Below are 24,326 nucleotides of genomic sequence, written 5' to 3'. Positions count from 1 at the left end.
GAATTCGGCGATTTTTTGAACATTAAGCCTCAATTCTATACCATTCAGAAAAAACAAGGTATAGTGTAATGGGCGAAGAACACGAACGTATGGTTGCAGGAGGAAAGGTGGAAATTCAGATGAGTAAACGAGAAGCGTTTAATGATACGTTTTTAAAAGCGGCACGGGGAGAAAAAACAAATCACGTCCCTGTCTGGTACATGAGACAGGCGGGGAGGTCTCAGCCGGAATACCGCAAGCTGAAAGAAAAGTACGGCTTAGTCGAAATTACGCATCAGCCCGAGCTGTGCGCGTATGTGACGAGGCTCCCGGTCGAGCAGTACGGAGTGGACGCTGCCATTTTATATAAAGATATTATGACGCCTCTTCCTTATATCGGAGTGGATGTTGAAATAAAAAACGGAATCGGCCCGGTGATCGATCAGCCGGTGCGCTCTGCTGCGGATATTGAAAAGCTCGGCGAACTGAATCCCGAACAGGATGTTCCTTACGTGCTGGAAACGATCCGATTACTCGTAAACGAACAGCTGAATGTTCCGCTCATCGGTTTTTCGGGAGCGCCTTTTACGCTGGCCAGTTATATGATTGAAGGCGGGCCTTCTAAAAATTACAACAAAACAAAAGCGTTTATGCACAGTATGCCGCAAGCGTGGCAAATGCTGATGGACAAGCTCGCGGACATGATTATCGTTTATGTAAAAGCGCAGATTAATGCCGGCGCAAAAGCCATTCAGATTTTTGATTCATGGGTCGGCGCGCTGAACCGCGAAGATTACCGGCAGTTTATAAAACCGGTGATGGACAGAATATTCCGGGAGCTTTCAGCAGAGCAAGTTCCGCTGATCATGTTCGGCGTAGGCGCAAGCCACCTGGCCGGGGATTGGCATGACCTTCCTCTTGATGTCGTCGGTCTTGATTGGAGACTCGGCATAGATGACGCCAGAAAACAAGGCATTACAAAAACGGTTCAGGGCAATCTTGATCCGTCGCTTCTTCTTGCGCCTTGGGAAGTCATCGAGAAAAAAGCGAAAGCGATACTTGATCAAGGCATGAAAACGGACGGGTTTATTTTCAATTTAGGGCACGGCGTATTCCCTGATGTCAATCCGGCAACGCTGAAAAAGCTGACGGCGTTTGTACATGAATATTCCGCGGCCAAAAAAACGGAACAATCTTCCTGAGCAGATCGTTGGTTATAAGAAGATTTTCCTGTCAAAATCAAGGTAGACAGACCATCAAAAGAGGTGTTTAACAAAATGAGCAGCAAAAAGAAAATGGGACTTCTCGTCATGGCTTACGGAACGCCTTACAAAGAAGAAGACATAGAACGTTATTATACACATATCAGACGCGGAAGAAAGCCGGAGCCGCACATGCTTCAAGACTTAAAAGACAGATATGAAGCGATCGGAGGCATTTCTCCGCTGGCAAAAATCACGCAGGAGCAGGCGGAGAAGCTCGCACAGCGTTTAAATGAAATCCAGGACGACGTAACATTCAAAGTGTACATCGGATTAAAACATATTGAACCGTTTATTGAAGACGCGGTGGCGGACATGCATAAAGACGGCCTTACAGAAGCTGTCAGCCTTGTGCTCGCCCCTCATTTTTCAACATTCAGCGTCCAGTCATACAACAAACGCGCGAAAGAAGAAGCGGAGAAGCTCGGCGGCTTGACCATCAAGTCTGTTGAAAGCTGGTATGATGAACCGAAATTCGTTGATTATTGGGTCGGCCAGGTGAAGAAAACGTATGAATCAATGCCGAAAGAAGAACGGGATGACGCGATGCTGATCGTCTCAGCGCACAGCCTTCCTGAAAAAATTAAAGAATACGGCGATCCGTATCCTGACCAGCTGGAGGAATCCGCAAAACTGATTGCCGAAGGCGCCGGAATTACCGATTACGCAGTCGGCTGGCAAAGCGAAGGGAACACCCCTGATCCGTGGCTCGGGCCGGATGTGCAGGATCTCACGCGCGAGCTGTATCAAAAGCATCCTTATAAAGCATTTGTATACGTGCCCGCAGGCTTCGTTGCCGATCATTTAGAGGTGCTTTACGATAATGATTATGAATGCAAAGCTGTGACCGAAGAAGTCGGCGCAAGCTACTATCGTCCGGCCATGCCGAACGCACAGCCTGAATTTATCGACGCGCTTGCAGCGGTCGTGCTGAAAGAGCTGGACAAGTAGAATTAAACGGTAAAGAAGGCGATAAAAATGAGTGGCGATAAAAAACATCTGGTCATCATCGGCGGCGGCATAACGGGACTAGCCGCCGCCTTCTACATGGAAAAAGAAATCAAGGAAAAACAGCTGCCGCTTGAGGTCACCCTGATCGAAGCGGGCCCGAGAGCGGGCGGCAAAATTCAGACGGCGCATAAAGACGGCTACATCATTGAGCGGGGGCCGGATTCTTTTTTAGAAAGGAAAAAAAGCGCGCCGCAGCTCGTTAAGGATTTGGGGCTTGAGCATCTGCTCGTCAACAATGCGACCGGCCAGTCTTACGTGCTCGTCAATGAGACGCTTCATCCGATGCCGAAGGGCGCGGTGATGGGCATTCCGACCAAAATCGCTCCGTTCATCTCCACCGGTTTATTTTCTGTACCCGGAAAAGCTCGGGCGGCGCTTGACTTTGTCCTGCCTGCGAGCAAACCGAAGGAAGATCAGTCTCTGGGTGAATTTTTCCGCAGACGCGTCGGTGACGAAGTCGTTGAGAATTTAATAGAACCGCTATTATCAGGGATTTATGCCGGAGATATTGATAAGCTGAGCCTCATGTCCACGTTTCCGCAATTCTATCAGACTGAGCAAAAGCACAGAAGCCTGATTCTCGGTATGAAAAAATCACGTCCGCAGCCTTCGGGACAGCAGCTGACGGCCAAAAAGCAGGGCCAGTTTTTAACGCTGACGACAGGGCTTCAAACGTTGGTGGAGGAGCTGGAAAAGCAGCTTACGCTGACAAAGGTGATGAAAGGAACGAAAGTCACCCATATCGGCCGCGAGGAGAAAGGATATTCCGTGACGCTTGATAACGGCAAAGTGCTCTATGCGGAAGGATGCATAGTGACAGCCCCGCATAAAGCCGCGGCGAAAATGCTTTCTGATCTGCCGGCGGTTTCATGTCTCAAAGACATGCATTCTACGTCCGTTGCCAACGTCGCCTTAGGTTTTCCTGAGGGAGCCGTCAAAATGGAGCATGAAGGTACGGGATTCGTTATCTCAAGAAACAGCGATTTCTCCATCACGGCCTGCACATGGACGAATAAAAAATGGCCGCACGCGGCGCCGGAGGGCAAAACACTTCTCAGGGCGTACGTCGGAAAGGCCGGAGATGAATCCATCGTAGATCTTTCAGATAACGAGATCATTAAAATCGTAATGGAAGATTTGAAAAAAGTAATGAAAATAAATGGCGAACCGGAAATGACCTGTGTGACCCGCTGGAACGAAAGCATGCCGCAATACCATGTCGGCCATAAGGAGCGCATCAAAGAGTTCAGAGATGCGCTGAAAGCTTCCTATCCGGGCGTATACGCGACGGGCGCGTCTTTCGAAGGGGTGGGCATCCCCGACTGTATCGACCAGGGAAAAGCCGCCGTATATGATTCACTCGCTTATTTATTTGAAACGTACCAGCCTCCGTTATCGTAAAACGGAGGTTTTTTGCATGTTCCCGTTCTGTAAAGGGAACACCAATAAAGAGAAAAAACATTTGAATCTTCTTTGCGACTGTGATAAGTTATCTTATGTACAAAATGACTAAAACGTTCAAACGGTCAATTTAACGAGGTGGGGAACATGTCCGTCGATCGGAAAAAGCTCATTCTGGAAGCGGCAACGAAGTCTTTTACACAATTCGGCTACAAAGCAACGACAATGGATCTGGTGGCAAAGCTTGCAAATGTGGGGAAGGGAACCATCTACACGTTTTTCAAAAACAAAGAAGAACTGTTTGATGATATTTTCACCACTATTTTAAGAGAAATGAAGGAACACGCAGACGAAGCGATGAAACCGGAGCTTTCATTTCACGAAAATGTTCACCGGGCGCTTGTCGCGATTTTGGAATTCAGAAAAACACACCAGCTGACTATTAAAATTTTTCAGGAGAACGCCGAGATTGGTACAATAGCCGTTCAGGATGTCATTGCGAAAATGGAGCGGGCCATTCTGTCATACATTAAAGAAAAGATAGAAACAGCCATTGAAAACGGAAGCATTAAACCGTGTGATCCGGAACTGACCGCTTTTGTGATGCTCAAGCTCTACATCGCGCTGATATTTGACTGGGAAAAAAACCATCCGCCTCTTGAAAAAGAGACGATCGCCGAATTGCTGGAAATGTATGTTGGTCAAGGATTATCTAAATAATAGATGATCCTTCACTTTTTAGGTGCCGTGACCGTTTTGTCAAATGAGTCAGTTTGCGGAAGGAGGCAACAGGGTTGAATACAATAAAAAGCCAGTGGAAAGACATTGTAACGAACAAGAAACTGTTAATCCCCATCATTGCCATATTATTCGTTCCGCTGATCTACAGCGGAGTGTTTTTGAAGGCGTACTGGGACCCGTACGGCACGGTGGATCAGCTGCCGGTTGTCGTTGTCAACCAGGATAAAGGGGCGGACTACGAAGGGAAACATCTTCAGATCGGTGACGATCTTGTGAAAGAGTTAAAGAAAAATGATAATTTTGATTGGCATTTTTCAAACGATCTTGATCAATCGTTAAAGGACTTATTAAATGCTAAATATTATTTATTGGTCGAGATTCCTGAAGATTTTTCTAAAAACGCCAGCACGGTAATGGATAAAAATCCGAAGAAGCTGGATCTGAAATATCATACGAATGCCGGATCAAACTATGTCGGCGCGACAATCGGAGAAAAGGCGATCGACAAGCTGAAAGCCTCCGTGTCGAAAGAAGTGACGGAGCAATACGCAAAAGTCATTTTTGACAATTTTAAAGATATTGCCAAAGGACTCGGCAAAGCCAGCAGCGGCGCCAAGAAAATAGACGACGGCACGAAAAACGCGAAAGACGGCAGCGCCAAGCTGAAGGAAAATTTAGCGAAGCTTACTGAAAGCACCGCCACCATCGGCGATAAAACGCAGCAGCTTGCAGACGGAGCGGCGAAAGTGACAAGCGGAATTCAAACGCTTGACAGCTCTATCGCAAAACTTCAGAGCGCAAGCGCCGAAATTCAAGATAAATCAGGACAGATTGCTTCAGGAGGAGGCCAAGTGGCCAGCGGGCTGAAAACGAGCCTTGACGCACAAAAGCAGCTCCAGCAAAAGCTTCCGGATTTAACGAATGGATTAAGCGCGTTAAACAGCAAGGCGCAGGAAGTGTCGCAAAAAGCGGCGGCATTTGAAGATGCGATCAATTCAGTCAACCTCTCAGATATTGAAAAAGCGGTTGGCGAGCTTGAGCAGACTGAAAAGGAATTGCAGCAGTTTAAGAAAAAGCTTTCTGATCTGAAAAACAGCCTGGATGCCCGGGATGACGCGGTCAAAAAGGTGATTAAGGACAGTGATTTCTTAACGGATGAGCAAAAAGCGAAACTTGTTCAGCTTCTGAATGAGAAGCTTCCGAAGGCCGACCTTCCGGATTTAGACAATATCGTCAGCCAGCTTCCGTCCGGCGGAGATATCCAGCTTCCGGATATGTCAGTCATAAAAAGCGCGCTGGCAGATGTAAAAGCGAAGGCTGATCAGCTGAAAGCACTGCCTCAGTCCACATCGAAACTGTATAACGGCGCGGCGGCGGTACAAGACGCGATTAACCAGCTGACGGCTGGAACTGATAAATTGTACAGCGGAGCGCAGACCGTCTTTGAAAGCCAAAACAAATTGACGGCCGGTATCGGCGAATACAACAGCAAGTTCGGACAGCTCAAATCAGGATCAGAAGCGTTAGTGTCAGGGAGCGGCCAGGTGTCTGGCGGCTTAACGAAACTGCTGGACGCGCAAAACAAAATCCATGACGGCTCGTCCAAAATTGAGCAGGGTCAAGCGTCTCTCGGCACCGGTTTAAGCAAGCTTTTAGACGGCACCGGACAATTGTCCAGCCAGCTGAAAGATGCGGCTGATCAAACCGGGGACATTAAGACAGATGACAAAACGTACAGCATGTTTGCCGATCCGGTAAAAACGGACGATAACGCGATTCATTCCGTGCCTAACTACGGTACCGGACTGACGCCTTATATTCTCTCTATGGGCTTGTATGTCGGCGGATTGATGCTGACGGTCGTATTCCCTCTGAGTGAAGCTTCAGGGCGTCCGAGAAACGGTTTTGAATGGTTCCTCAGCAAATTCAGCGTCATTCTGCTCGTCGGACTGATTCAATCCGTTATAGTCGCCACGGTTCTGTTAAAAGGAATCGGGCTTGATGTGGAAAGCACTTGGAGATTCTATCTCTTTACGATGATTACCAGCATCGCATTCCTGTCGATGATTCAATTATTGGCGACAACGATGGGAAATCCGGGACGCTTTATCGCTGTCATCATTCTGGTGCTCCAGCTTGGGGCAAGCGGAGGAACCTTCCCGCTTGAACTCCTGCCGGGATTCTATCAAGTGATTCACGGGGCACTGCCGATGACTTACAGCATCAACGGGTTCCGTGCCGTCATTTCAAATGGCGATTACGGCTATATGTGGCAGCAGGCATCCATTCTGTTGGGCATCGCCGTTGTCATGATCGCGCTGACCATCGTGTATTTTACGGTGCAAAGCAAAAAAGAACACAAAACGGAAGAAGAAATAACAGCATAAGAAAAAGAGGCGCTGAGCAGATGCTCAGGGCCTCTTTTTTTTGATTTCGATTAAAATCCCCATCTCACCAACAGTCCGGTATACGTCAATCCGCCGCCGAATCCGAACAATACCAGCGTCTGGCCTTCCGACAGTTTTTTTGCTTTCACAGCTTCATCCAAAGCGAGAATAATAGAAACCGATGAAGTGTTGCCGTAATATTCAACGCTTGTCAATGTCCGTTCAAGCGGGAAGGGCAGTTTTTCACAGATGGATTCGATCATCCGCATGTTGGCGCTGTGAGGAACGAACCAATCCAGATCGTCTTTTGAAAAGCCGGCTTTTTCTAAAAGGGCATTGCATTCCTCAGGCACGGTTCTGGCCGCCCATTTATATACTTCGCGCCCGTTTTGCACCATATTTCCTCCGCCTTTAAGCGGCTCGCCGTTTAATTCTGCGCTCAGTCCCGTGCGATACAGCACGTCCGCGCTGCCTCCCGCTGTTCCTTGCACGGCTGCCAAAAAGCCCGGCGCTGATTCGTCGCGTTCCACCAATAGGGCGCCAGCAGCGTCTCCAAAAAGAACGCAGGTCGTCCGGTCAGTATAATCCGTTACCTTTGATAATGTTTCACCGGCAATGACAATCACTTTTTGATGGGAACCGGCGGTAATTAATGCGTCTGCGAGCTGAAGGCCGTAAGTGAGTCCGGCGCATGTGGCGTTAATATCAAGCGCCCCCGTGTGCGGCCAGCCGAAGTAAGCCTGCACGCGTGCCGCGGTGCTTGGAAACGCATAGTCCGCCGTCGTTGTGGCGACAAGGATCATATCGACATCATCAAGAGTTCCGCTGTATCGTTCTGCAAGATTTTTCACCGCTTCCACACACAAATCCGATGTGAATTCATGTTCGCCGGCAATGCGTCTTTCCTTCATACCGGTGCGCTGGACGATCCATTCATCAGATGTATCGACGATGCGCTCCAAATCCGCGTTTGTTAATCGGCGTGCCGGAGCATATGTACCGATTGCTGTAATTTTAGATTTTGACATGAAAAAATCACTCCTTTATATCAGATTATAACACCTGATATTATTACTTGGTACTAATTTTAATAAAAAAACCCAAGCAGCATCCGCTGTTTGGGGAGCATGAGAATTTTATTTGTAAAACGGGCTTGTGTGAACGATTACCAATGACGGCAGCAGCGGCGGCATGAATGATGATGCTTCTTTTTGTCTTTCTTCTTTTTGTCTTTCTTCTTTTTGCAAGGGTCTTCTTTTTTCTTTTTACAGTGATCTTTTTCTTTTTTACAGCACCAGAAGGCTGCACCAGACCAATCATCCTCAAACCAATCCTCAAACCAATCATTATGAAACCTTTTCCGCTTGTGCGGTTTACGGCTGATCATACATTTCCCTCCTATGCTCATGCTCCCTTCATTCTATGAAAAAAGAGCAGGAAAAGATTGGACGGGTTATGGATCAAAAGAGTATATTTTAAGAAGAATAAAATTGATAGGAGGAATGACCTGTGGAAAATATGAAACATACGATGGAACTGATTAAAGAACTGGTGTCGATTCCGAGTCCGACGGGCAATACATACGAGGTTATCGCCTATACAGAAAGTCTTTTAAAAGAATGGGGCGTCTCCTCTTACAGAAACCGCAAAGGCGGTCTTTTTGTCACAATTCCCGGCCGTGATGACAAGAAACACAGATTGCTGACGGCGCATGTCGATACGCTCGGCGCGATGGTAAAGGAAATAAAGTCGGACGGCCGGCTGAAGATTGACTTGATCGGCGGCTTCCGATATCACTCGATTGAAGGGGAATATTGCGAGATCCAAACTTCTTCCGGCAAAACCTATACAGGCACCATCTTAATGCATCAGACTTCAGTGCACGTCTACAAGGACGCCGGCAAGGCAGAGCGGAATCAGGAGAATATGGAAGTCCGCCTTGATGAGCCTGTCCGGACGAAGGAAGAGACGTCCGAGCTCGGCATCAGGGTCGGCGATTTCATCTCATTTGACCCGCGCGTGCAGATTACGCCGAGCGGCTTTATTAAGTCCCGGCATCTTGATGACAAAGCGAGCGTGGCTCTGCTCTTGAATTTAATCCGCCGCATCACGGAAGAGAAAATCGAACTTCCGTATACGACGCATTTTCTGATTTCTAATAATGAAGAAATCGGCTACGGCGGCAATTCCAACATTCCTCCTGAGACCGTCGAATACTTGGCTGTTGATATGGGAGCGATCGGCGACGGCCAGTCTACGGATGAATATACCGTCTCCATTTGCGTGAAGGATGCGAGCGGACCGTACCATTATCAGCTCAGAAAACATCTGGCCGGGCTTGCGGAGCGCTATGGCATTGATTATCAGCTTGATATTTATCCGTATTACGGTTCTGATGCCTCAGCAGCCATCCGTTCGGGCCATGACATCGTTCACGGGCTGATCGGCCCGGGAATTGACGCTTCACACGCTTTTGAACGCACGCATGAATTATCGCTTCTTAATACGGCGAAGCTTTTGCACCGGTACGTTCTATCGCCGATGGCATAAAAAACCCTGCGCGGAAATCATTCCGTGCAGGGTTTTCATTTTAACCTGAAATGGTTGTGTTTTGTTCTGTTTTGGCGAGGCTCATGACCTTCGCGCCTTTAACGGGATCATACTGGCCTTCCCATTTTGACATCACAACGGATGCCAGCGCGTTTCCGGTCAGATTGACGACCGTGCGGGCCATGTCCATAATCCGGTCAACACCGGCGATGAATGCAAGGCCTTCTGCAGGAATGTTGAATGCGCCTAATGTCGCAAGCAGGACGACGAAAGAAGTCCCGGGCACGGCAGCCATTCCTTTGGAAGTGACCATCAAGACAAGCACAAGGGTAATCTGCTGCCAAATGGACAAGTCAATGTGGTATACCTGAGCGAGGAATAAAGCGGCGATAGATTGGTACAGCACAGATCCGTCTAAGTTAAAGGTATATCCGATCGGCACAACAAAGGAAACAATACCTTTCGGACAGCCGATTTTCTCCATTTTTTCCATAACGCGGGGGAGTACGGTTTCGGAGCTTGACGTACTGAACGCTAATAAAATTTCATCCTTCATATAGGCGAGGAATTTGAAAATGTTTACTCCGGCAAGCTTTCCGACGATTCCGAATACAACAATGAGAAAGAAAGCCAAAGCTACATACACTAAACCGACCAGTTTACCGAGTGAAAGCAGGGAACTGAGCCCAAATTTGGAAACGGTAACACCAATCAACGCAAAAACACCAAACGGCGCAACTTTCATGACGAGGTTCACAACATGGAACATCGCATGAGAAACACCTTCAAAGAAGGCCAAGACAGGCTTTCCTTTTTCACCGATTGCCGAGATGCCGAGTGCAAACAGCACGGTAAAGCAGATGATGGCAAGCAGATCTCCTTCGGCTAATGATTGGAAGAAGTTTGTCGGTACGATATGCAGGAATGTGTCTGCGATAGATTTGTTATTTTGTTCTTTTTCTGTTTCAACATATTGACTGATATCTGTCTTTTGAGCTTCATGTATATTAACGCCTGTTCCCGGATGAAACAGATTCGCCAAAGCCAGCCCGAGAATAATGGCAAAAGTGGTAATGATCTCAAAATACAAAATCGTTTTGAAGCCTAATTTTCCGACTTGTTTTCCGCTTCCCGCGCCGGCAACGCCGATGATTAAGCTGGAGACGACAATTGGAATCACTATCATTTTGATTAAGCGTAAAAACAAATCGCCGATAGGCTGTAAATATGTTGGAATGGCGGGATTGCCGTACCAGATGACACCGACTACAACCCCTAGTATGAGTCCGACGAAAATTTGCGTCGCTAGTCCAAAGCGTAATTTTTTCATAGATTACCTCCCGAAGAAAAAAGTGCAATAAGTATCTAAAAAGATAGCTATTAGAACAAATTATAATAGAAAAGAAAACAATCCGTCTATAGAAAAATATAGATTGAAAATACTGAATCTTTTAAAACGTACAGATAATTGCTAATAATGGTGAATAACGCCCTATTCAGAAAGTATGATGACGGCCGAAAAAACGGGCGCCGCACAACTTAGAATTGTGCGGCGCCCTATTGTCACATATCCTTAATTTTCAAGCAGTCATTGCACAAATTAATGTGACACTCATACTGCTCAACAATCTCATTTCCGCATTCTTCGCATTTCTTACCGGGTAAATTTCTGAAAAAATCCGACATCTTTTCTAACATACCCATCCCTCTTTCATTGTTTTGTCTCTACATTGTATTATAACAGTTTCGGAAAATCAACGGCTGTTTTGGCACAATGTTTAAAACATGCAATTTGTACGAAAAATAGGTATATTGGAGGAAAGGATCTTTTTATCATAAACATTCGGAGGACCATATGAAAATTACAGTCATTGGATGCTGCGGCGGGTTTCCGGCCGCAAACGAAGCAACTTCAGGCTATCTGTTTCAGTCCGGCGGCTATTCTCTGCTCGTCGATTGCGGAAGCGCCGTATTATCAAAGCTGTTTGCCTATGTTCCGGCAGAAGAGCTTGATGCCGTCATTTTGTCCCATTATCACCATGATCACATCGCTGATATCGGGCCGCTTCAATTTGCCAAACAGGTCGGCTCCTTTCTCGGAAAAGGGACGCATGCACTGCCGATTTACGGGCATGATGCTGATATAGAACAGTTTGAGCGTCTTACATATAAAACGCATACGAAAGGAGTGGCCTATCAGCCGGACCGCCCGCTTTCTGCCGGGCCGTTCACCATTACCTTCCTGAAAACGGTGCATCCGGTCACTTGTTATGCGATGCGGATTACTGACGGTTCAGCTTCTGTTGTGTATACGGCTGATTCAAGCTACCAGGACGCGTTTATCCCGTTTGCGGAAAATGCCGATCTGCTGATCTGCGAGTGCAATTTTTACGCGGACCAGGACGGCACGTCAGCCGGCCATATGAACAGTTTGGAAGCCGGACGTATCGCGGAGGAGGCCGGAGCGGGGGAGCTGATTCTCACACATCTGCCTCATTTCGGCGAGCACCGGAAGCTGAAAGAAGAAGCGGAATCCGTGTTCGGGGGCGAAGTGACAATCGCCGCTTCCGGATTGAAGTGGGAGAAATAAAGGAGGAGCACCATGTTATTTATCGACAACCAAAACATAACCGACCCGAGGATCAACCTCGCAATCGAGGAATATTGCGTGAAGCATCTCGACCCTGAACAGACATACCTGCTGTTTTATGTCAATCAGCCGTCGATTATCATCGGGAAGAACCAAAACACAATAGAAGAAATCAATACGAAATACGTAGAAGATAACGGAATCATCGTCGTCCGCAGGCTGTCAGGAGGCGGCGCGGTTTACCATGACCTCGGGAATCTGAATTTCAGTTTTATCACCAAGGATGACGGCGACAGCTTCCACAATTTTAAAAAATTCACCGAACCCGTTATTCAGGCGCTGCGCCAGCTCGGTGTGGAAGCTGAATTAAGCGGCCGAAACGACATCGTCGCGGACGGCAGAAAAATTTCCGGCAATGCTCAATTTTCGACGAAAGGGCGTATTTTCAGCCACGGAACATTAATGCTGGATTCCGCCATTGATCATGTCGTGTCAGCCTTGAAAGTGAAAAAAGACAAAATCGAATCAAAAGGCATTAAGTCAATCAGAAGCCGTGTCGCCAATATCAGCGAGTTTCTTGATGACAAAATGACGGCGGACGAATTCAAAAAGCATCTGCTTCACCATATTTTTAATACAAATGATCTTTCCGAAGTGCCGGAATATAAACTGACCGATGAAGACTGGAAAGCGATCCGGAAGATTTCCGAAGAGCGCTATCAAAACTGGGACTGGAATTTCGGAAGGTCGCCCGCATTCAACCTTCAGCATTCGAAACGTTATCCGGTCGGATCGATTGATCTGCGTCTTGAAGTGAAAAAAGGAATCATTCAGGACTGCAAAATTTTCGGTGATTTCTTCGGTGCGAAAGATGTGAGTGAAGTCGAACAGGCGCTGACCGGAAAACAGTATGACAGAACCGCTATCAGGGAGGCGCTGGCCGGAATCGATCTGAAACAGTATTTCGGCAAAATAGAGCTGGAAGATTTCCTCGAGCTGATTTATTAGAACATTTGCCGAACGCATGATTTGAATCAGCGCCCGTTTTTGTGAAATGATAGAACCATAATGAATGGGGAGGGATCATGATGAAAGTATTTCTCATCGGAGCAAACGGGCAGATCGGACAGCGTCTGACCGGGCTGTTTCAAAAAGACGGCACGCATACGCTGCGGGCGATGGTCCGGAAAGAAGAGCAGAAAGAAGCGCTTCAAGCCGCAGGAACAGAAGCCGTTCTTGCAGATTTGGAAGGAAGCACGGAAGACATCGCGAAAGCCGCTGAAGGCTGTGACTCGATTGTATTTACCGCCGGATCAGGAGGAAGCACCGGATACGATAAGACGCTTCTGATTGATCTTGACGGAGCGGCGAAAGCGATAGAAGCGGCAAAGAAAGCCGGCATCAAGCGGTTCATTATGGTAAGCGCCCTTCAGGCTCATAACCGCGACAATTGGAATGAAGCGCTGAAGCCGTATTATGCCGCAAAGCATTATGCGGATAAAATTCTTGAAGCGAGCGGTCTGACGTATACGATTATCCGGCCGGGCGGGTTATTAAATGATCCCGGCACGGGAAATATCAAAGCCGCGGCCGATTTAGAAAGAGGCTCCATTTCAAGAGACGATGTCGCCAAGACCGTTATCGCATCCCTTGATGAACCGAATACGTATGAAAAAGCGTTCGATCTGACAGCGGGCGGCACGCCGGTCAGTGAAGCGCTGAAACAATTATAGTTTCCGGTTTTACGGCACTCGGGGCTTTTTGCCCTTGAGTGTTTTTCTATATTTTTCTATAATAAAAGTGAACGTTTATTCCGGATAAATGAATGACTATTCATTCATTACATTTTTAAAGGGGTGGGAAAATGAATCTGGTTTCCAAATTGGAAGAAACGGCATCGCAGAAACCGGAAAAACCAGCTTGTCTGTTTCAAGATCAGTACATGACGTATGAGGAGCTGGCAGGTAAAATCAAAGCATTTGCAAACGGCTTGGAGGACAGGGGACTGAAAAAAGGGGATCATCTCGCGCTGCTGCTCGGAAATACGCCTGACTTTGTTATTGCGTTTTTCGGCGCGTTAAAAGCGGGAATTGTCGTCATACCTGTTAATCCGGCATACACACCTTCAGAAATCGCATACATGCTGAAAAACGGCGATGTCAAAGCGATCGCCGGCATCGACCTATTAATTCCCGTATTTGAAAGCCTGCACGGCTCGCTGCCGCTGCTGGAGCATATCATTATCAGCCAGACAGCAGAGAACGCTCCATCGACAGAAGACCCTCAATTGCGCTTAAAAATGACAACGTTTACAAAAATGCTCCGCCCGGCGGAGCGCAGCAGAACTTATCCGACATTGTCCAAAGACGATACTGCCGTCATTTTATACACCTCAGGGACGACCGGAAAACCGAAAGGCGCCATGCTCACCCATCAGAATCTTTTCTCCAATGCAAATGATGTCGCCGGATACTTAGGAATGAATGAGAAAGACAAAATTGTGGCGGCATTGCCGATGTTTCACGTTTTTTGTTTAACCGTTTGTATGAATGCGCCTCTGATGAGCGGAGCGTGTGTCTTAATCGAGCCGCAATTCAGCCCGGCTTCTGTGTTTAAACTGATTAAAAGCCGTCAGGCAACCATTTTTGCCGGCGTTCCGACGATGTATAACTATCTGTATCAATACGAGCACGGCAAGGCGGAGGATTTTGCGTCCGTCAGACTGTGCATTTCAGGCGGGGCCTCCATGCCGGTCGCTCTGTTGCAGACGTTTGAACAAACCTTTGACGTCACCATTCTGGAGGGATACGGACTTTCTGAAGCGTCTCCGGTTACTTGTTTTAATCCGTTTGACCGGGGGAGAAAGCCCGGCTCGATCGGGACGAATATTTTACATGTCGAAAATAAAGTCGTCGATACGCTCGGACGCGAATTGCCCGACCATCAAGTGGGAGAATTGATCGTGAAAGGGCCGAATGTGATGAAAGGCTATTACAAGATGCCCGAGGAGACGGAGCACGCGCTGAAAGACGGCTGGCTGTACACGGGTGATTTGGCGAAGCGCGACGAAGACGGTTATTTTTATATCGTCGACAGAAAAAAAGATATGATTCTCGTCGGCGGATACAATGTCTATCCGCGCGAAGTAGAAGAAGTGCTCTACAGCCATGAGGGCATTAAAGAAGCCGTGGTCATCGGCGTTCCTGACGCCAAAACGGGGGAAGCGGTGCATGCTTATATAGTGCCTGCGGACGGTGAGCTGACAGAGCAGGCGGTTTTCGATTACTGTGAAACACATTTGGCAAAATATAAGCGGCCGGCGGAAGTGGTTTTTCTTGATGAGATTCCGAAGAACGCGACCGGGAAGCTGCTGAGAAGGGCGGTCCGGGACATGCTTCCGAAATGACGGACGAAAAGCGAAGCCGGTGGCTTCGCTTTTACATGCTGATCCGGTCAGCTCTGCGATTCTTCCTTAATGATGCTTTGCACAAGCTTCGTATCATGCCGGGTCAGTTTGTAATACGTGTTTTTATACTTGTACATCATATAATTGCCGCCTTCGAGCCACATACTGAATGAATCAAAACGGTCTTCATGGTATTTGACCGTTCCGTCGTAATCGGGAGACACGCTTTTGGTCAGTTTGACTTGTTTTCCTTGGTTCAAGATATCGAGCATATCTTTTACATTCTGCCTGTCTTTAATTTTGATTTCTTTTTTTCCGTGCTCTGACAGAATAATCAGATCTGCGTTGCTTGATGGAAACACATCGCCGGTCCGGCTGTATACATAAAAGAAAGCAATAACCAAAAGGGCGATTACTACAATAAACGCGATTATTTTTTTCATATTCATCACTCCGTCTTTTAGTCTTTCCCGCTTCCTGTTGTTCCATTCTTTTCTGTTGTGAAAAGATTAACATCCGTTTCGGAGGCTTGGTTCTATTTATTTGCATTTATGCTTACAATAGGAGTAAGTCATAAGGCTAAGGAGGGAGACTTCCATGCGCAAATGGATAGCGGCAGCGGGACTTGCCTATGTGCTGTACGGCCTTTTTTTCTATTGGTATTTCTTTATGACAGGAGACTCCGCCGTCCCGGAGGCTGTAAAGGGAACGAAAGCCGATCCGTCCTCGTTTATGGACCCGGGCCGCCTGGCAGCCGCTGAAAACTTTTCAAATGTAAAGGATTTTTTATTTTTCATCGGAGCGCCGTTAGATTGGTTTTTATTTTTTCTGCTGCTCATTACGGGGCTTGCAAAAAAAATAAAGCATTGGCTGGAAGCAGCGGTGCGCTTTCGGGTGCTGCAAATCGTAAGCTTCGTATTTGTGATTTCACTCATCGTTACGGCGGCTTCGCTTCCGCTTGAGTGGATCGGATATCGGGTTTCGCTTGCGTATCATATTTCGACGCAGACAGCAGCAAGCTGGATAAGAGACCATGTCATTGATTTCTGGATCAGTTTTCCGCTGTTTGCCGTGTGTGTGCTTGTGTTTTACTGGCTGATCACAAAGCATACAAAAAAATGGTGGTTTTACGCTTGGTGTCTTACTGTGCCGTTTACCCTGTTTTTGTTTTTCCTGCAGCCGGTCGTGATTGATCCTTTATACAATGATTTCTATCCGCTGAAAGACAAGGAGCTGGAAAGCAAAATTTTGTCGCTTGCCGACAAGGCCGACATTCCGGCCAGCCATGTGTATGAAGTAAATATGTCGGAGAAAACGAATGCGCTGAATGCGTATGTGACGGGCATCGGTTCGAATAAGCGGATCGTTTTGTGGGATACGACGCTTAACAAACTGAAGGATCGGGAAATTTTGTTCATTATGGGGCATGAGATGGGGCACTATGTGATGAAGCACGTGTACATCGGACTGGCCGGGTATCTGCTGCTGTCATTAGCCGGGTTTTATATCATTGACAAGCTTTATAAGCGGCTGTCCAAATTCTTCGGCCGAATGCTTCATATAAAGGGGCCTGAAGATCTGGCCGCCCTCCCGCTGTTATTGCTGCTCATATCCGTTCTCAGTTTTGCTTCTGATCCGATTACGAACGCCGTCTCCCGGTATCAGGAAAACGCCGCCGACCGTTACGGCATCGAGCTGACCGGAAACCGGGAAGCGGCGATTGAGACGTTTCAGGACTTGGCCGATACGGGACTGAGCCGGGTCAACCCGCCGTTTCTCGTCAAAATTTTCAGAGGGAGCCACCCGTCGATCATGGAGCGGATTGAACATGCGGAGGAAGAAAAATAATAAAAAAACCGGCGGGGCCATGGCCGACGCCGGTTTTTTATGTTTTACTGAGCTGCCGCCTGTACGTTGATCAGCCCTTTTCCATAGTAGAAAGCATCACCAAGTTTTGTAGTGGTGTTTTCTAAACTGCTGCGGACTTGAGTGTTTGTCCAGTTCGGGTGCTTAGAAAGAATCAAAGCAGCCGCTCCGGCAACGTGCGGAGATGCCATTGACGTACCATTGTACGCTCCGTATTTGTTTCCAGGAAGCGTGCTTTGGATAGAGACGCCTGGTGCCATGACATCAAGCTCAGAACCTACGCTTGAGAAAGATGCTCTTTGGTTGCTGCTGTTAACAGCGCCTACCGCAATGACAGAAGGGTATTTACCAGGGTAGCCCACTGTGCTTGAGCCGCCGGAAGTGCCTTCGTTACCGGCTGCCGCAACCACTACGACGCCGGAAGCAACGGCTTTGTCAACTGCCGCTTTTAACGCTGCAGAACCAGAAGGTCCGCCGAGGCTCATGTTAATAACGTCCATATTGTTTGCGATCGCCCACTCAATTCCGTTAATGATCCAGCTGTACTGGCCGGAACCGTCAGCGCCGAGAACTTTTACAGCGTAAAGAGATGCGCTTGGCGCAACGCCTAATACACCGACTGAGTTATTAAGAGCCGCAACTGTACCGGCAACGTGAGTTCCGTGAGAGTTGTTATCTTGGAAAGGATTTGTTTCAGAAGGAACCATGCTGGCTCCGCCTGCTACCTTTAAATCAGGATGAGAAGAATCGATACCGCTGTCGATAACCGCTACTTTAACATTTGATCCGGTGAAGCCTTGAGAGTGCAGAGCAGGGGCTTTAATCTGTGATACGCCGTAAGGCACGGACTGCGCGTACGCCTGTGCAACGTGATCTTCTTCAACGTAAGCGACGCTAGGGTCTTTTTTCAGCTCTTTTACAGCTTTTTCATTTAATGTAGCTGAAGCTGCGTCTACATATTTGAATTGCTTTTCCACTTTCCCGCCTTTTTCAGAAATGACATCTTTTTTCTTGGCGGCGCTCATCGTGCTCATTGTCTGCTTAAATCCGACAATATATTTCTTTTCCCCGTTTGATTTCCCTGCAGCCTGGGCAGAAGTCGTGCTGCCGAACGCCATCGTAAAGATTAACGCTAAAGCAAACAGCAAACTGATCCATACCTTTTTGCCTCTCACTCTTTATCCACTCCTTTTTTCATTTGCAGAATAACCAATAGACAGATTATTCTGTGGATTAATTGTATAGTATGGAATAATATTTTAGTAGACCCAATTTTTTTCAGTTTGTTTTATTTCTATTTAGGTATATCATCTCTCTTTCGTTTAATAGGAACCCGAAATATTTAAATTTTAATGGAAAAAACCGATGGAAGGACATGAGTATTTGTACACAGCCGCAATCGCTCTCTTGTTTACTGGGTCGAACGGTTTGATTCCATTTTTGGAAGCTGAGGCAAAAACAGGATAAATGTCACCTTTTGTTGAATGCAGAAGTCTGATGGAAACGAAAGCGGAATGAAATAAAGCGGCCGGCATGAATCAGTCTTTGGCTTTCTTGAGGGAGAAAAGCTGTGAAACCATTTTATAAAAATAATGATAATGAATATCATTGATACTTATATTGTCAATGATATAATTGCGGAAAAACGAAAGAGGGGGAACAGATGAAACCAATTTTCAGTATGCTGATGATCTTATCCGTTCTCTTCATAACGGCATGCTCAGAACAGGAACATGAAACCGCCGTCAGGCATGATCTGGGGACGGCGCATGTGGCTGCGCACCCGCAGCGCATCGCCGTATTGAATGAGGGCTTTATTGACGCCCTCCATGATCTCGGTATAAAGCCGGCGGCCGCGGCGGATAACCGGAAAGAGCGAAACGACGGCAGTCCGTCCGTCGGGTCCCCGTCACATCCCGATTTGAAAAAGATCACTTCGTTAAAACCCGATCTCATCATTGCTGACTCAAGCCTGCACAGGGGGATATACCATGAGCTGACAAAGATCGCTCCGACAATCGCTTTGAAAAATGAAGCTGCGGATTATCAGGATGCGGTTGATGCTGCCCTTACCATTGAAAAGGCGGTCGGTAAAGAGGGCGTCATAGAGAAACAATTGTCGGCTCAGGAAGAAAAGCTGAATGACATCAAAAGAAAGCTGGATGCAGAAGGCGGCACGATTTTATTAATTGACGCTGCAAATGACAGCATTTCCGTAAAGGATGACCGGTTTTTCACATCCCGGCTTTTGACGCTCGCAGGGTTTACATATGCGGTCCAGACGGATTCCGGCGGGAAATCAGACGCTATCAAAATGACGCCCGGGCAGCTTTTGCATATCGATCCTGATTACATCGTACTATTGGACGGTGAGGAAGAACTCGAAAAAAATCACATCTGGAAACAGCTGACTGCCGTAAAAAACGGCCGCGTTTACCGCGCGGACAGGGCGGTATGGACGGAGCGCCGGAGCATTGACGGTGCGGACGCCGTATTACATGATCTTCAGAAAAAAATGCTCGCCAAAAAGGCCCAAAACTAATTCGGGCCTTTTTGTTATGATTCTGATAGGTGGCTGCTTACATTGTAATCTTTGACGCGCCACTTATTTTCAATTCGTTCGATATTGCTCAGGCACGCATTGACAAGCTTTGCGTTTTGTATGCCGGTATCACCGTCAGAAATAGCGGACAAGAGGGCGTGAATGGCTGCGCCGTGAGCGACGATCAGTACTTTTTGATCAGGAAACCGCTCCTGAACTTTCACTAAACCGGCAAGCATTCTGTCTGTCAGCTCTTCTGCGGTCTCCATGTTCGGGTAGTTTTTATCCGGGTAGCGCTTCGACCGTTCCGGCAAAGACATTCCTTCCGCATCACCGTAGCTCCGTTCTCTGAAATCTTCCATGACGACAATGGGAAGATTCAAAAACCCGTTAATAATGTCAGCTGTTTTTCTGGCCCGTTTCATCGGGCTCGAGACGATGACATCCCATTCGGACCCCTTTAAGTACTCTCCTGTTTCTTTCGCCTGACGCTCTCCCGTCGCATTTAACGGAATATCCGATTTGCCTTGAAGCTTCTTTTGGGCATTCCAATCAGTCTCTCCATGTCTTACTAAACAAACGGCAGTCATAAAGTCTCCACTCCGATCATTTTTTATCGATATCATCTATTATACTGCCGTTACGTTAACACTTCAAAGAGAAGCGCCAGTCCGACTCCGCCTCCGCTGCCGATCGCTGCTGCTGCGTAGCGGGCATCCGGGCGTCTTTTTGCTTCATAAAAAAGCCGGGTGATAAGCGCCGCCCCGGAAGCCCCGTACGGATGCCCGACGGCCAGAGCGCCGCCCCGGACATTTATTTTAGAATACGGCACTTGAAGCTGCTGTGAGAAAACGCATATTTTGACGGCAAACGCCTCGTTGATTTCGTATATATCAATATCATCCGGTGACAGGTCCCGTTCCTTCAAAAGCTTTTTGACGGCATAAACCGGAGCTGCTGACGGATAATGCGGATGGACGCCGCTTACCGCGCTTCCGATAAAACGCAATCCCGGCTTTAAACCGAGAGACCGCGCTTTTTGTTCTTCCAGCACACAAACTGCCGCCGCCCCGTCAGAAATTCCGCAGCTGTTGGCCGCGGTGACAGAGCCTCCGGACTGAAAGACAGGTTTGGCGCGGGCGATGAGAGGCTCCATGTTCCGCTTTTTCAGCATGTTTTCGTCAGCGGCGAATCCGTGACAGGGGAGAATTTCCCGGCGGTACAAGCCGTCTTCGTGCGCTTTGACGCTCCGTTCATAGCTGAGAAGGGCATATTCGTCCTGCATCTTTCTCGTTACGCCGTAAGCCTGTGCCGTATACTCGGCCGCTATGCCCATATCAGGATCGCCGATGTGTTCAGGAGAAAAGCGCGCCCGGGATGAGAAAGGGGAACGGCTGCTGCTCTCCGCTCCTCCCGCGATGTATGTGCTCCCCGCGCCGGCTTTAACAAAGTGGCACGCGACCCTCACGGCGTCCAATCCGGAACCGCACTGCCTGTCGATGGTCGTACCGGACACGCTCAAAGGAAGCCCGGCGGCCAAGGCTGACAGCCGGGCGAGGTTCCCGCCGCGGCCCGTCGCGTTTCCGATCAGGACTTCATCAATGTCTTCGGGCATGTTCCGGCTCAAATGTCGGATCAGCGGAGCTGCCAAATCTTCGGGGAGACAGTCTTTTAACAGGCCGTTTTCCCGGGCGAAAATCGTCCGCTTCGCATCCGTAATTACAGCTTCCATTCCATCATGTCCTTTGCCTGCTTTTGTACGGCGGCACGGGCGATCTTTCCGCCGGCTGTTTCCGGTATTTCTGAAAACAGCCATTTTTTCGGGATTTTATATGCCGCCAGCTGCTCGCGGCACTGTTTCTTCAGTTCCTTTACATTTGCATGTCCGTCGATCACCGCAACGGCGATGCTGCCCCAATAATCATCAGGAATGCCGATGACGGCCGCTTTTCTGACGCCCGGACAGCGGTTGAGCACACGTTCTATCTCTTCCGGGAATACATTCAGGCCGCCTGATACGATCATCCCGTTTTCACGTCCTTCGATATAAAGATAGCCTTCACGATCGATATATCCCATGTCATCAACCGTCATCCAGCCGGAATCATCAGGTTTTGCGCCGTTGATGTATCCGGAAAATTTCATCGGGCTGTTCACAAAAATCTTCCCCGTTTCGCCCGGCATGCAGCGTTCTCCGCCGGGCCGGCGGATTTCGATTGTAACATTTTCAAATGGACGGCCCGCCGCGTCAGGCTTCCGGGCGCTGTCTTCAGGCGATAAGAACGCCACGAAACTCAGCTCAGACGTTCCGTAAAAATCGTACAACCGTAAATGGGGATAGCGCTCTGACAGCGCTTGTTTAGACGAAGCGGGCCAGTCTGCACCGGAAGAAATCACCTTGAGCGGTGTAACCGGAAACGCCTCTAGTGAGAGCAGGGCGTCCGTCATTGTCGGAACGGTATATAGAACGTCAGCTTGTCTGAGCCGGTCTTTCATTCCGGCCGGATTGAATTTTCTTTGAAGGAGGACGGTTCCGCCGATAAACAAAGTGCTGACGGCGCCGTATAAAAAGTGTGACGAGCGAAGCGTGCCCGGTACCAGCACTTTGTCATCAGGGGAAATGCCGAACTCACGTTTCGTACAAGAAAAGCTCTCCAGCCACGAACGGTGAGAGCGGGTGAAGGCTTTCGGCTTACCGGTCGATCCCGAGGTGAATCCGGTATAAAAGGGCAGGCCGGTGTTTTTGATAAAAGCGCCTTCCGTTTTTTCCGCCTCGATCAAAGGCCTGCATTCATCCCACAGGATGACAGGCGTTTTGATGCCGTCCAGTCTGCCGCTCAGCCGGCGGTCACAGATGACGAGGTCGGTTTTGCTGATGTGCAGCTGGTCCGCGAGTTCCGCCGCAGCCGAGCGGGGATCTAACGGAACCGCCGTGCAGCCGGCATGCGCCGCCCCTGCGAAAAGTTGTAAAAATGGGATGCCGTTCGGCAGTAATATTGCAATGTTTTCCGGCTTATCTGAAAGGCTGCCAAGCCAGTTTGCGGTTTGGTTTACTAGCCTGTTCCAAGTTTGATAGGTGATCTGTTCTGTGTCTGTCTGAATTGCGATCCGTTCCGGCGCTTGTCCGGCTGTATCTGAATATGATGATGTAATCATGATGACTAAAATCAGCTTCCTTTCGTCGGCAAAAGCCGGCTTGCTTGAAGAGTTTTTCTGATTCTTACGGCTGCGAATGAGGCTGCGGCCGCTTTAAGCAGATCTCCGGGCACATAGATGAGGCTGAGCTTTACGGCAGTCAAGATATCAATGTGCATTATAAAAGCCTGAACGGGAATGCCGATGACATACAAAAACAGCACGCCGAACAAGAACTGTCTGATAAACAAATGGGGGACAGCAGCTGAGCGAAGGCCTTGGATGCTGAGGCTCAGCAGTAATGCCGCCAGCGGATATGCGATGAGATATCCGGCGCTCGGCCCGAAAAAAACCCCGAACCCGCCTCTTCCGCCTGAAAGGAGAGGCGCTCCGCATGCCACAATCAGCAAAAAAAGCAATTGGCTTAAAAATGCCGCTTTCGGTTTCAGGATGCTTCCTGATAAGAGCACACCGATCGTCTGGAGCGTAATCGGAACCGGCGTAAAGGATAAGAAAAGCGGCGGAAGCAGCCCCAAAAGTCCCATAATGGCGGTAAACACGGCAATATGCATCATTTCTGTCAATTTCATTATGTATTCCTCCAGCTTATCAAAATATGTTTATACAATAAAGCGAGTCTTTATATATGTCAACTCTATTATATTTTAAGTTAACATTAAAAAGACCGGCCCTTTATGAAAAAGGCCGGTCGGTTTATCTTTATTCTTCTGTAAGGATAACAAGTGAATCAACGGATGATGCAACGTGGGAAACGGCGCGGCTGACTTCTTGAAGGCCGCCGAGAAAGGCCTGCAAATCAACGTCGATTTTGCCTGTCTGGTCTTTGCTCGTTTTCATGCTTTGGACGATGTCATCAAACAGACGGTTGATCTGCGTCATTTTTTCTTTCGTTTCGCTTACAAGTCCGTTTACATCTTTAATATGTTTGGACACGATGTTGATTTGTGTATTGGTATTGTTCACGAGCTCTGATACGGTGGAAACGGTTTTTTTCGTATCCTCTGAAAGCTTCCTTACCTCCGTCGCGACAACGGCGAACCCTTTGCCATGCTCCCCGGCTCTCGCGGATTCTATTGAAGCGTTGAGTGACAGGAGATTCGTTTGCTCGGCGATCCCCGTCACGATGCCGAAGATTTTTTCGATCTGCTGGGCGATGTCATTCAGCTTGTCCATTTCTTCTTCAATCTGCAGAAGGCTGGCGTCGATTTTATTCATCTGCTGCTGCTGGCTTTCAAGCTCTTTTTTCCCGCCGATTGATTTTTCTTCGACATGAACGGAAGTGACGGTGCCGGCTTTTGACGCCTCGGAAATGCCCTCAGATTTATCGACCAGCTCCTGCACGGCTCTGCTCGTTTCTGAAAACAAATCAGCGAGTGATCCGGATGTTTCCTGGATTTTCTGATGAAGACGGGCTTTCTTTTCCTCTTGTTCGTCA

At 48.2% G+C, this 24,326-nt stretch carries 23 protein-coding genes; 12 read left to right on the top strand and 11 right to left on the bottom strand.

From position 1 onward, the window contains the following. The first annotated feature begins 119 nt into the window (after nucleotides 1-119). From hemE to AC2CGA_RS05830, 5 genes are all read left to right on the top strand, one after another. Nucleotides 120-1,181, top strand: coding sequence for a uroporphyrinogen decarboxylase (gene hemE, locus AC2CGA_RS05850; protein ID WP_003155222.1), 1,062 nt, complete (start codon nucleotides 120-122; stop codon nucleotides 1,179-1,181). 75 nt (nucleotides 1,182-1,256) lie between these two features. Then, nucleotides 1,257-2,192, top strand: coding sequence for a ferrochelatase (gene hemH / locus AC2CGA_RS05845; protein ID WP_015388476.1), 936 nt, complete (start codon nucleotides 1,257-1,259; stop codon nucleotides 2,190-2,192). Between the two features lie 27 nt (nucleotides 2,193-2,219). Continuing rightward, complete coding sequence (gene hemY, locus AC2CGA_RS05840) at nucleotides 2,220-3,653, top strand: protoporphyrinogen oxidase (protein WP_003155220.1); 1,434 nt, start codon at nucleotides 2,220-2,222, stop codon at nucleotides 3,651-3,653. 147 nt (nucleotides 3,654-3,800) lie between these two features. Beyond that, nucleotides 3,801-4,373 carry a TetR/AcrR family transcriptional regulator gene (locus AC2CGA_RS05835; RefSeq protein ID WP_003155219.1) on the top strand — a complete coding sequence of 191 codons (573 nt, stop codon included), beginning with the start codon at nucleotides 3,801-3,803 and terminating at the stop codon, nucleotides 4,371-4,373. 74 nt (nucleotides 4,374-4,447) lie between these two features. Beyond that, nucleotides 4,448-6,781 (top strand): YhgE/Pip domain-containing protein, encoded by a 2,334-nt coding sequence (locus tag AC2CGA_RS05830; RefSeq protein ID WP_014304734.1) that lies wholly within the window; start codon nucleotides 4,448-4,450, stop codon nucleotides 6,779-6,781. Nucleotides 6,782-6,831: 50 nt separating this feature from the next. Here AC2CGA_RS05830 and fabHB read toward each other — a convergent pair whose 3' ends face one another. Continuing rightward, nucleotides 6,832-7,809 carry a beta-ketoacyl-ACP synthase III FabHB gene (fabHB, locus tag AC2CGA_RS05825; protein ID WP_003155217.1) on the bottom strand — a complete coding sequence of 326 codons (978 nt, stop codon included), beginning with the start codon at nucleotides 7,807-7,809 and terminating at the stop codon, nucleotides 6,832-6,834. Nucleotides 7,810-7,946: 137 nt separating this feature from the next. Then, a complete protein-coding gene (locus AC2CGA_RS05820) occupies nucleotides 7,947-8,168 on the bottom strand; it encodes a hypothetical protein (RefSeq protein WP_003155215.1) in 222 nt (73 codons plus the stop codon). A gap of 131 nt (nucleotides 8,169-8,299) precedes the next feature. Here AC2CGA_RS05820 and AC2CGA_RS05815 point away from each other — a divergent pair, with 131 nt between their 5' ends. Further along, nucleotides 8,300-9,331: a M42 family metallopeptidase gene (locus AC2CGA_RS05815; protein ID WP_206335253.1), complete on the top strand. Its 1,032-nt coding sequence runs from the start codon at nucleotides 8,300-8,302 to the stop codon at nucleotides 9,329-9,331. Between the two features lie 40 nt (nucleotides 9,332-9,371). Here AC2CGA_RS05815 and gltT read toward each other — a convergent pair whose 3' ends face one another. Continuing rightward, a complete protein-coding gene (gltT, locus tag AC2CGA_RS05810) occupies nucleotides 9,372-10,661 on the bottom strand; it encodes a glutamate/proton symporter GltT (RefSeq protein WP_003155211.1) in 1,290 nt (429 codons plus the stop codon). Nucleotides 10,662-10,894: 233 nt separating this feature from the next. After that, a complete protein-coding gene (gene yhfH / locus AC2CGA_RS05805; protein ID WP_370465857.1) occupies nucleotides 10,895-11,017 on the bottom strand; it encodes a protein YhfH in 123 nt (40 codons plus the stop codon). A gap of 169 nt (nucleotides 11,018-11,186) precedes the next feature. On the opposite strand from yhfH, the gene AC2CGA_RS05800 reads away from it, so the two are divergent. The 4 genes from AC2CGA_RS05800 to AC2CGA_RS05785 all read left to right on the top strand — a co-directional run bounded on the left by AC2CGA_RS05800 (nucleotide 11,187) and on the right by AC2CGA_RS05785 (nucleotide 15,327). Continuing rightward, the gene (locus AC2CGA_RS05800; RefSeq protein ID WP_003155207.1) at nucleotides 11,187-11,921 is read left to right on the top strand and encodes an MBL fold metallo-hydrolase; all 735 of its coding nucleotides are present in this window, start codon (nucleotides 11,187-11,189) and stop codon (nucleotides 11,919-11,921) included. Between the two features lie 12 nt (nucleotides 11,922-11,933). Then, the gene (gene lplA / locus AC2CGA_RS05795) at nucleotides 11,934-12,929 is read left to right on the top strand and encodes a lipoate--protein ligase (protein ID WP_003155205.1); all 996 of its coding nucleotides are present in this window, start codon (nucleotides 11,934-11,936) and stop codon (nucleotides 12,927-12,929) included. Nucleotides 12,930-13,009: 80 nt separating this feature from the next. After that, entirely contained in the window at nucleotides 13,010-13,654 is a 645-nt protein-coding gene (locus tag AC2CGA_RS05790) for an SDR family oxidoreductase (protein ID WP_139885197.1), read from the top strand. A gap of 131 nt (nucleotides 13,655-13,785) precedes the next feature. Further along, a complete protein-coding gene (locus AC2CGA_RS05785; RefSeq protein WP_014304738.1) occupies nucleotides 13,786-15,327 on the top strand; it encodes a fatty acid--CoA ligase family protein in 1,542 nt (513 codons plus the stop codon). A gap of 47 nt (nucleotides 15,328-15,374) precedes the next feature. Here AC2CGA_RS05785 and AC2CGA_RS05780 read toward each other — a convergent pair whose 3' ends face one another. Next, entirely contained in the window at nucleotides 15,375-15,770 is a 396-nt protein-coding gene (locus AC2CGA_RS05780; protein ID WP_007409201.1) for a YhfM domain-containing protein, read from the bottom strand. Between the two features lie 154 nt (nucleotides 15,771-15,924). On the opposite strand from AC2CGA_RS05780, the gene AC2CGA_RS05775 reads away from it, so the two are divergent. Beyond that, nucleotides 15,925-17,175, top strand: coding sequence for a M48 family metallopeptidase (locus AC2CGA_RS05775; protein WP_003155197.1), 1,251 nt, complete (start codon nucleotides 15,925-15,927; stop codon nucleotides 17,173-17,175). A 44-nt stretch (nucleotides 17,176-17,219) separates the two neighbouring features. Here the strand turns inward: AC2CGA_RS05775 and AC2CGA_RS05770 are convergent, their stop codons facing one another. Beyond that, nucleotides 17,220-18,368 (bottom strand): S8 family peptidase, encoded by a 1,149-nt coding sequence (locus AC2CGA_RS05770; protein ID WP_003155195.1) that lies wholly within the window; start codon nucleotides 18,366-18,368, stop codon nucleotides 17,220-17,222. Between the two features lie 488 nt (nucleotides 18,369-18,856). Between AC2CGA_RS05770 and AC2CGA_RS05765 the strand changes: the two genes are divergently transcribed. Then, the gene (locus AC2CGA_RS05765) at nucleotides 18,857-19,735 is read left to right on the top strand and encodes an ABC transporter substrate-binding protein (protein WP_139890392.1); all 879 of its coding nucleotides are present in this window, start codon (nucleotides 18,857-18,859) and stop codon (nucleotides 19,733-19,735) included. A 14-nt stretch (nucleotides 19,736-19,749) separates the two neighbouring features. Here AC2CGA_RS05765 and AC2CGA_RS05760 read toward each other — a convergent pair whose 3' ends face one another. The 5 genes from AC2CGA_RS05760 to AC2CGA_RS05740 all read right to left on the bottom strand — a co-directional run bounded on the left by AC2CGA_RS05760 (nucleotide 19,750) and on the right by AC2CGA_RS05740 (nucleotide 24,106). After that, complete coding sequence (locus AC2CGA_RS05760; protein ID WP_014304741.1) at nucleotides 19,750-20,325, bottom strand: histidine phosphatase family protein; 576 nt, start codon at nucleotides 20,323-20,325, stop codon at nucleotides 19,750-19,752. A gap of 50 nt (nucleotides 20,326-20,375) precedes the next feature. Further along, on the bottom strand, nucleotides 20,376-21,467 hold the full coding sequence (locus tag AC2CGA_RS05755; protein WP_182275063.1) for an acetyl-CoA C-acyltransferase: 1,092 nt from the start codon (nucleotides 21,465-21,467) through the stop codon (nucleotides 20,376-20,378). Continuing rightward, nucleotides 21,455-22,891 carry an acyl-CoA synthetase gene (locus AC2CGA_RS05750; protein ID WP_058906684.1) on the bottom strand — a complete coding sequence of 479 codons (1,437 nt, stop codon included), beginning with the start codon at nucleotides 22,889-22,891 and terminating at the stop codon, nucleotides 21,455-21,457. The genes AC2CGA_RS05755 and AC2CGA_RS05750 overlap by 13 nt, the downstream gene beginning before the upstream one ends. Nucleotides 22,892-22,902: 11 nt before the next feature. After that, a complete protein-coding gene (locus AC2CGA_RS05745) occupies nucleotides 22,903-23,460 on the bottom strand; it encodes a biotin transporter BioY (RefSeq protein ID WP_014304743.1) in 558 nt (185 codons plus the stop codon). A 130-nt stretch (nucleotides 23,461-23,590) separates the two neighbouring features. After that, nucleotides 23,591-24,106 (bottom strand): methyl-accepting chemotaxis protein, encoded by a 516-nt coding sequence (locus tag AC2CGA_RS05740; RefSeq protein ID WP_369719112.1) that lies wholly within the window; start codon nucleotides 24,104-24,106, stop codon nucleotides 23,591-23,593. Nucleotides 24,107-24,326: the final 220 nt, after the last annotated feature.

The sequence above is a fragment of the Bacillus sp. SYZHCR11 genome (genome assembly GCF_057196865.1).
The sequence above is the reverse complement of the archived record's forward strand: the minus strand, read 5'-3'. Positions and strand labels throughout refer to the sequence as shown.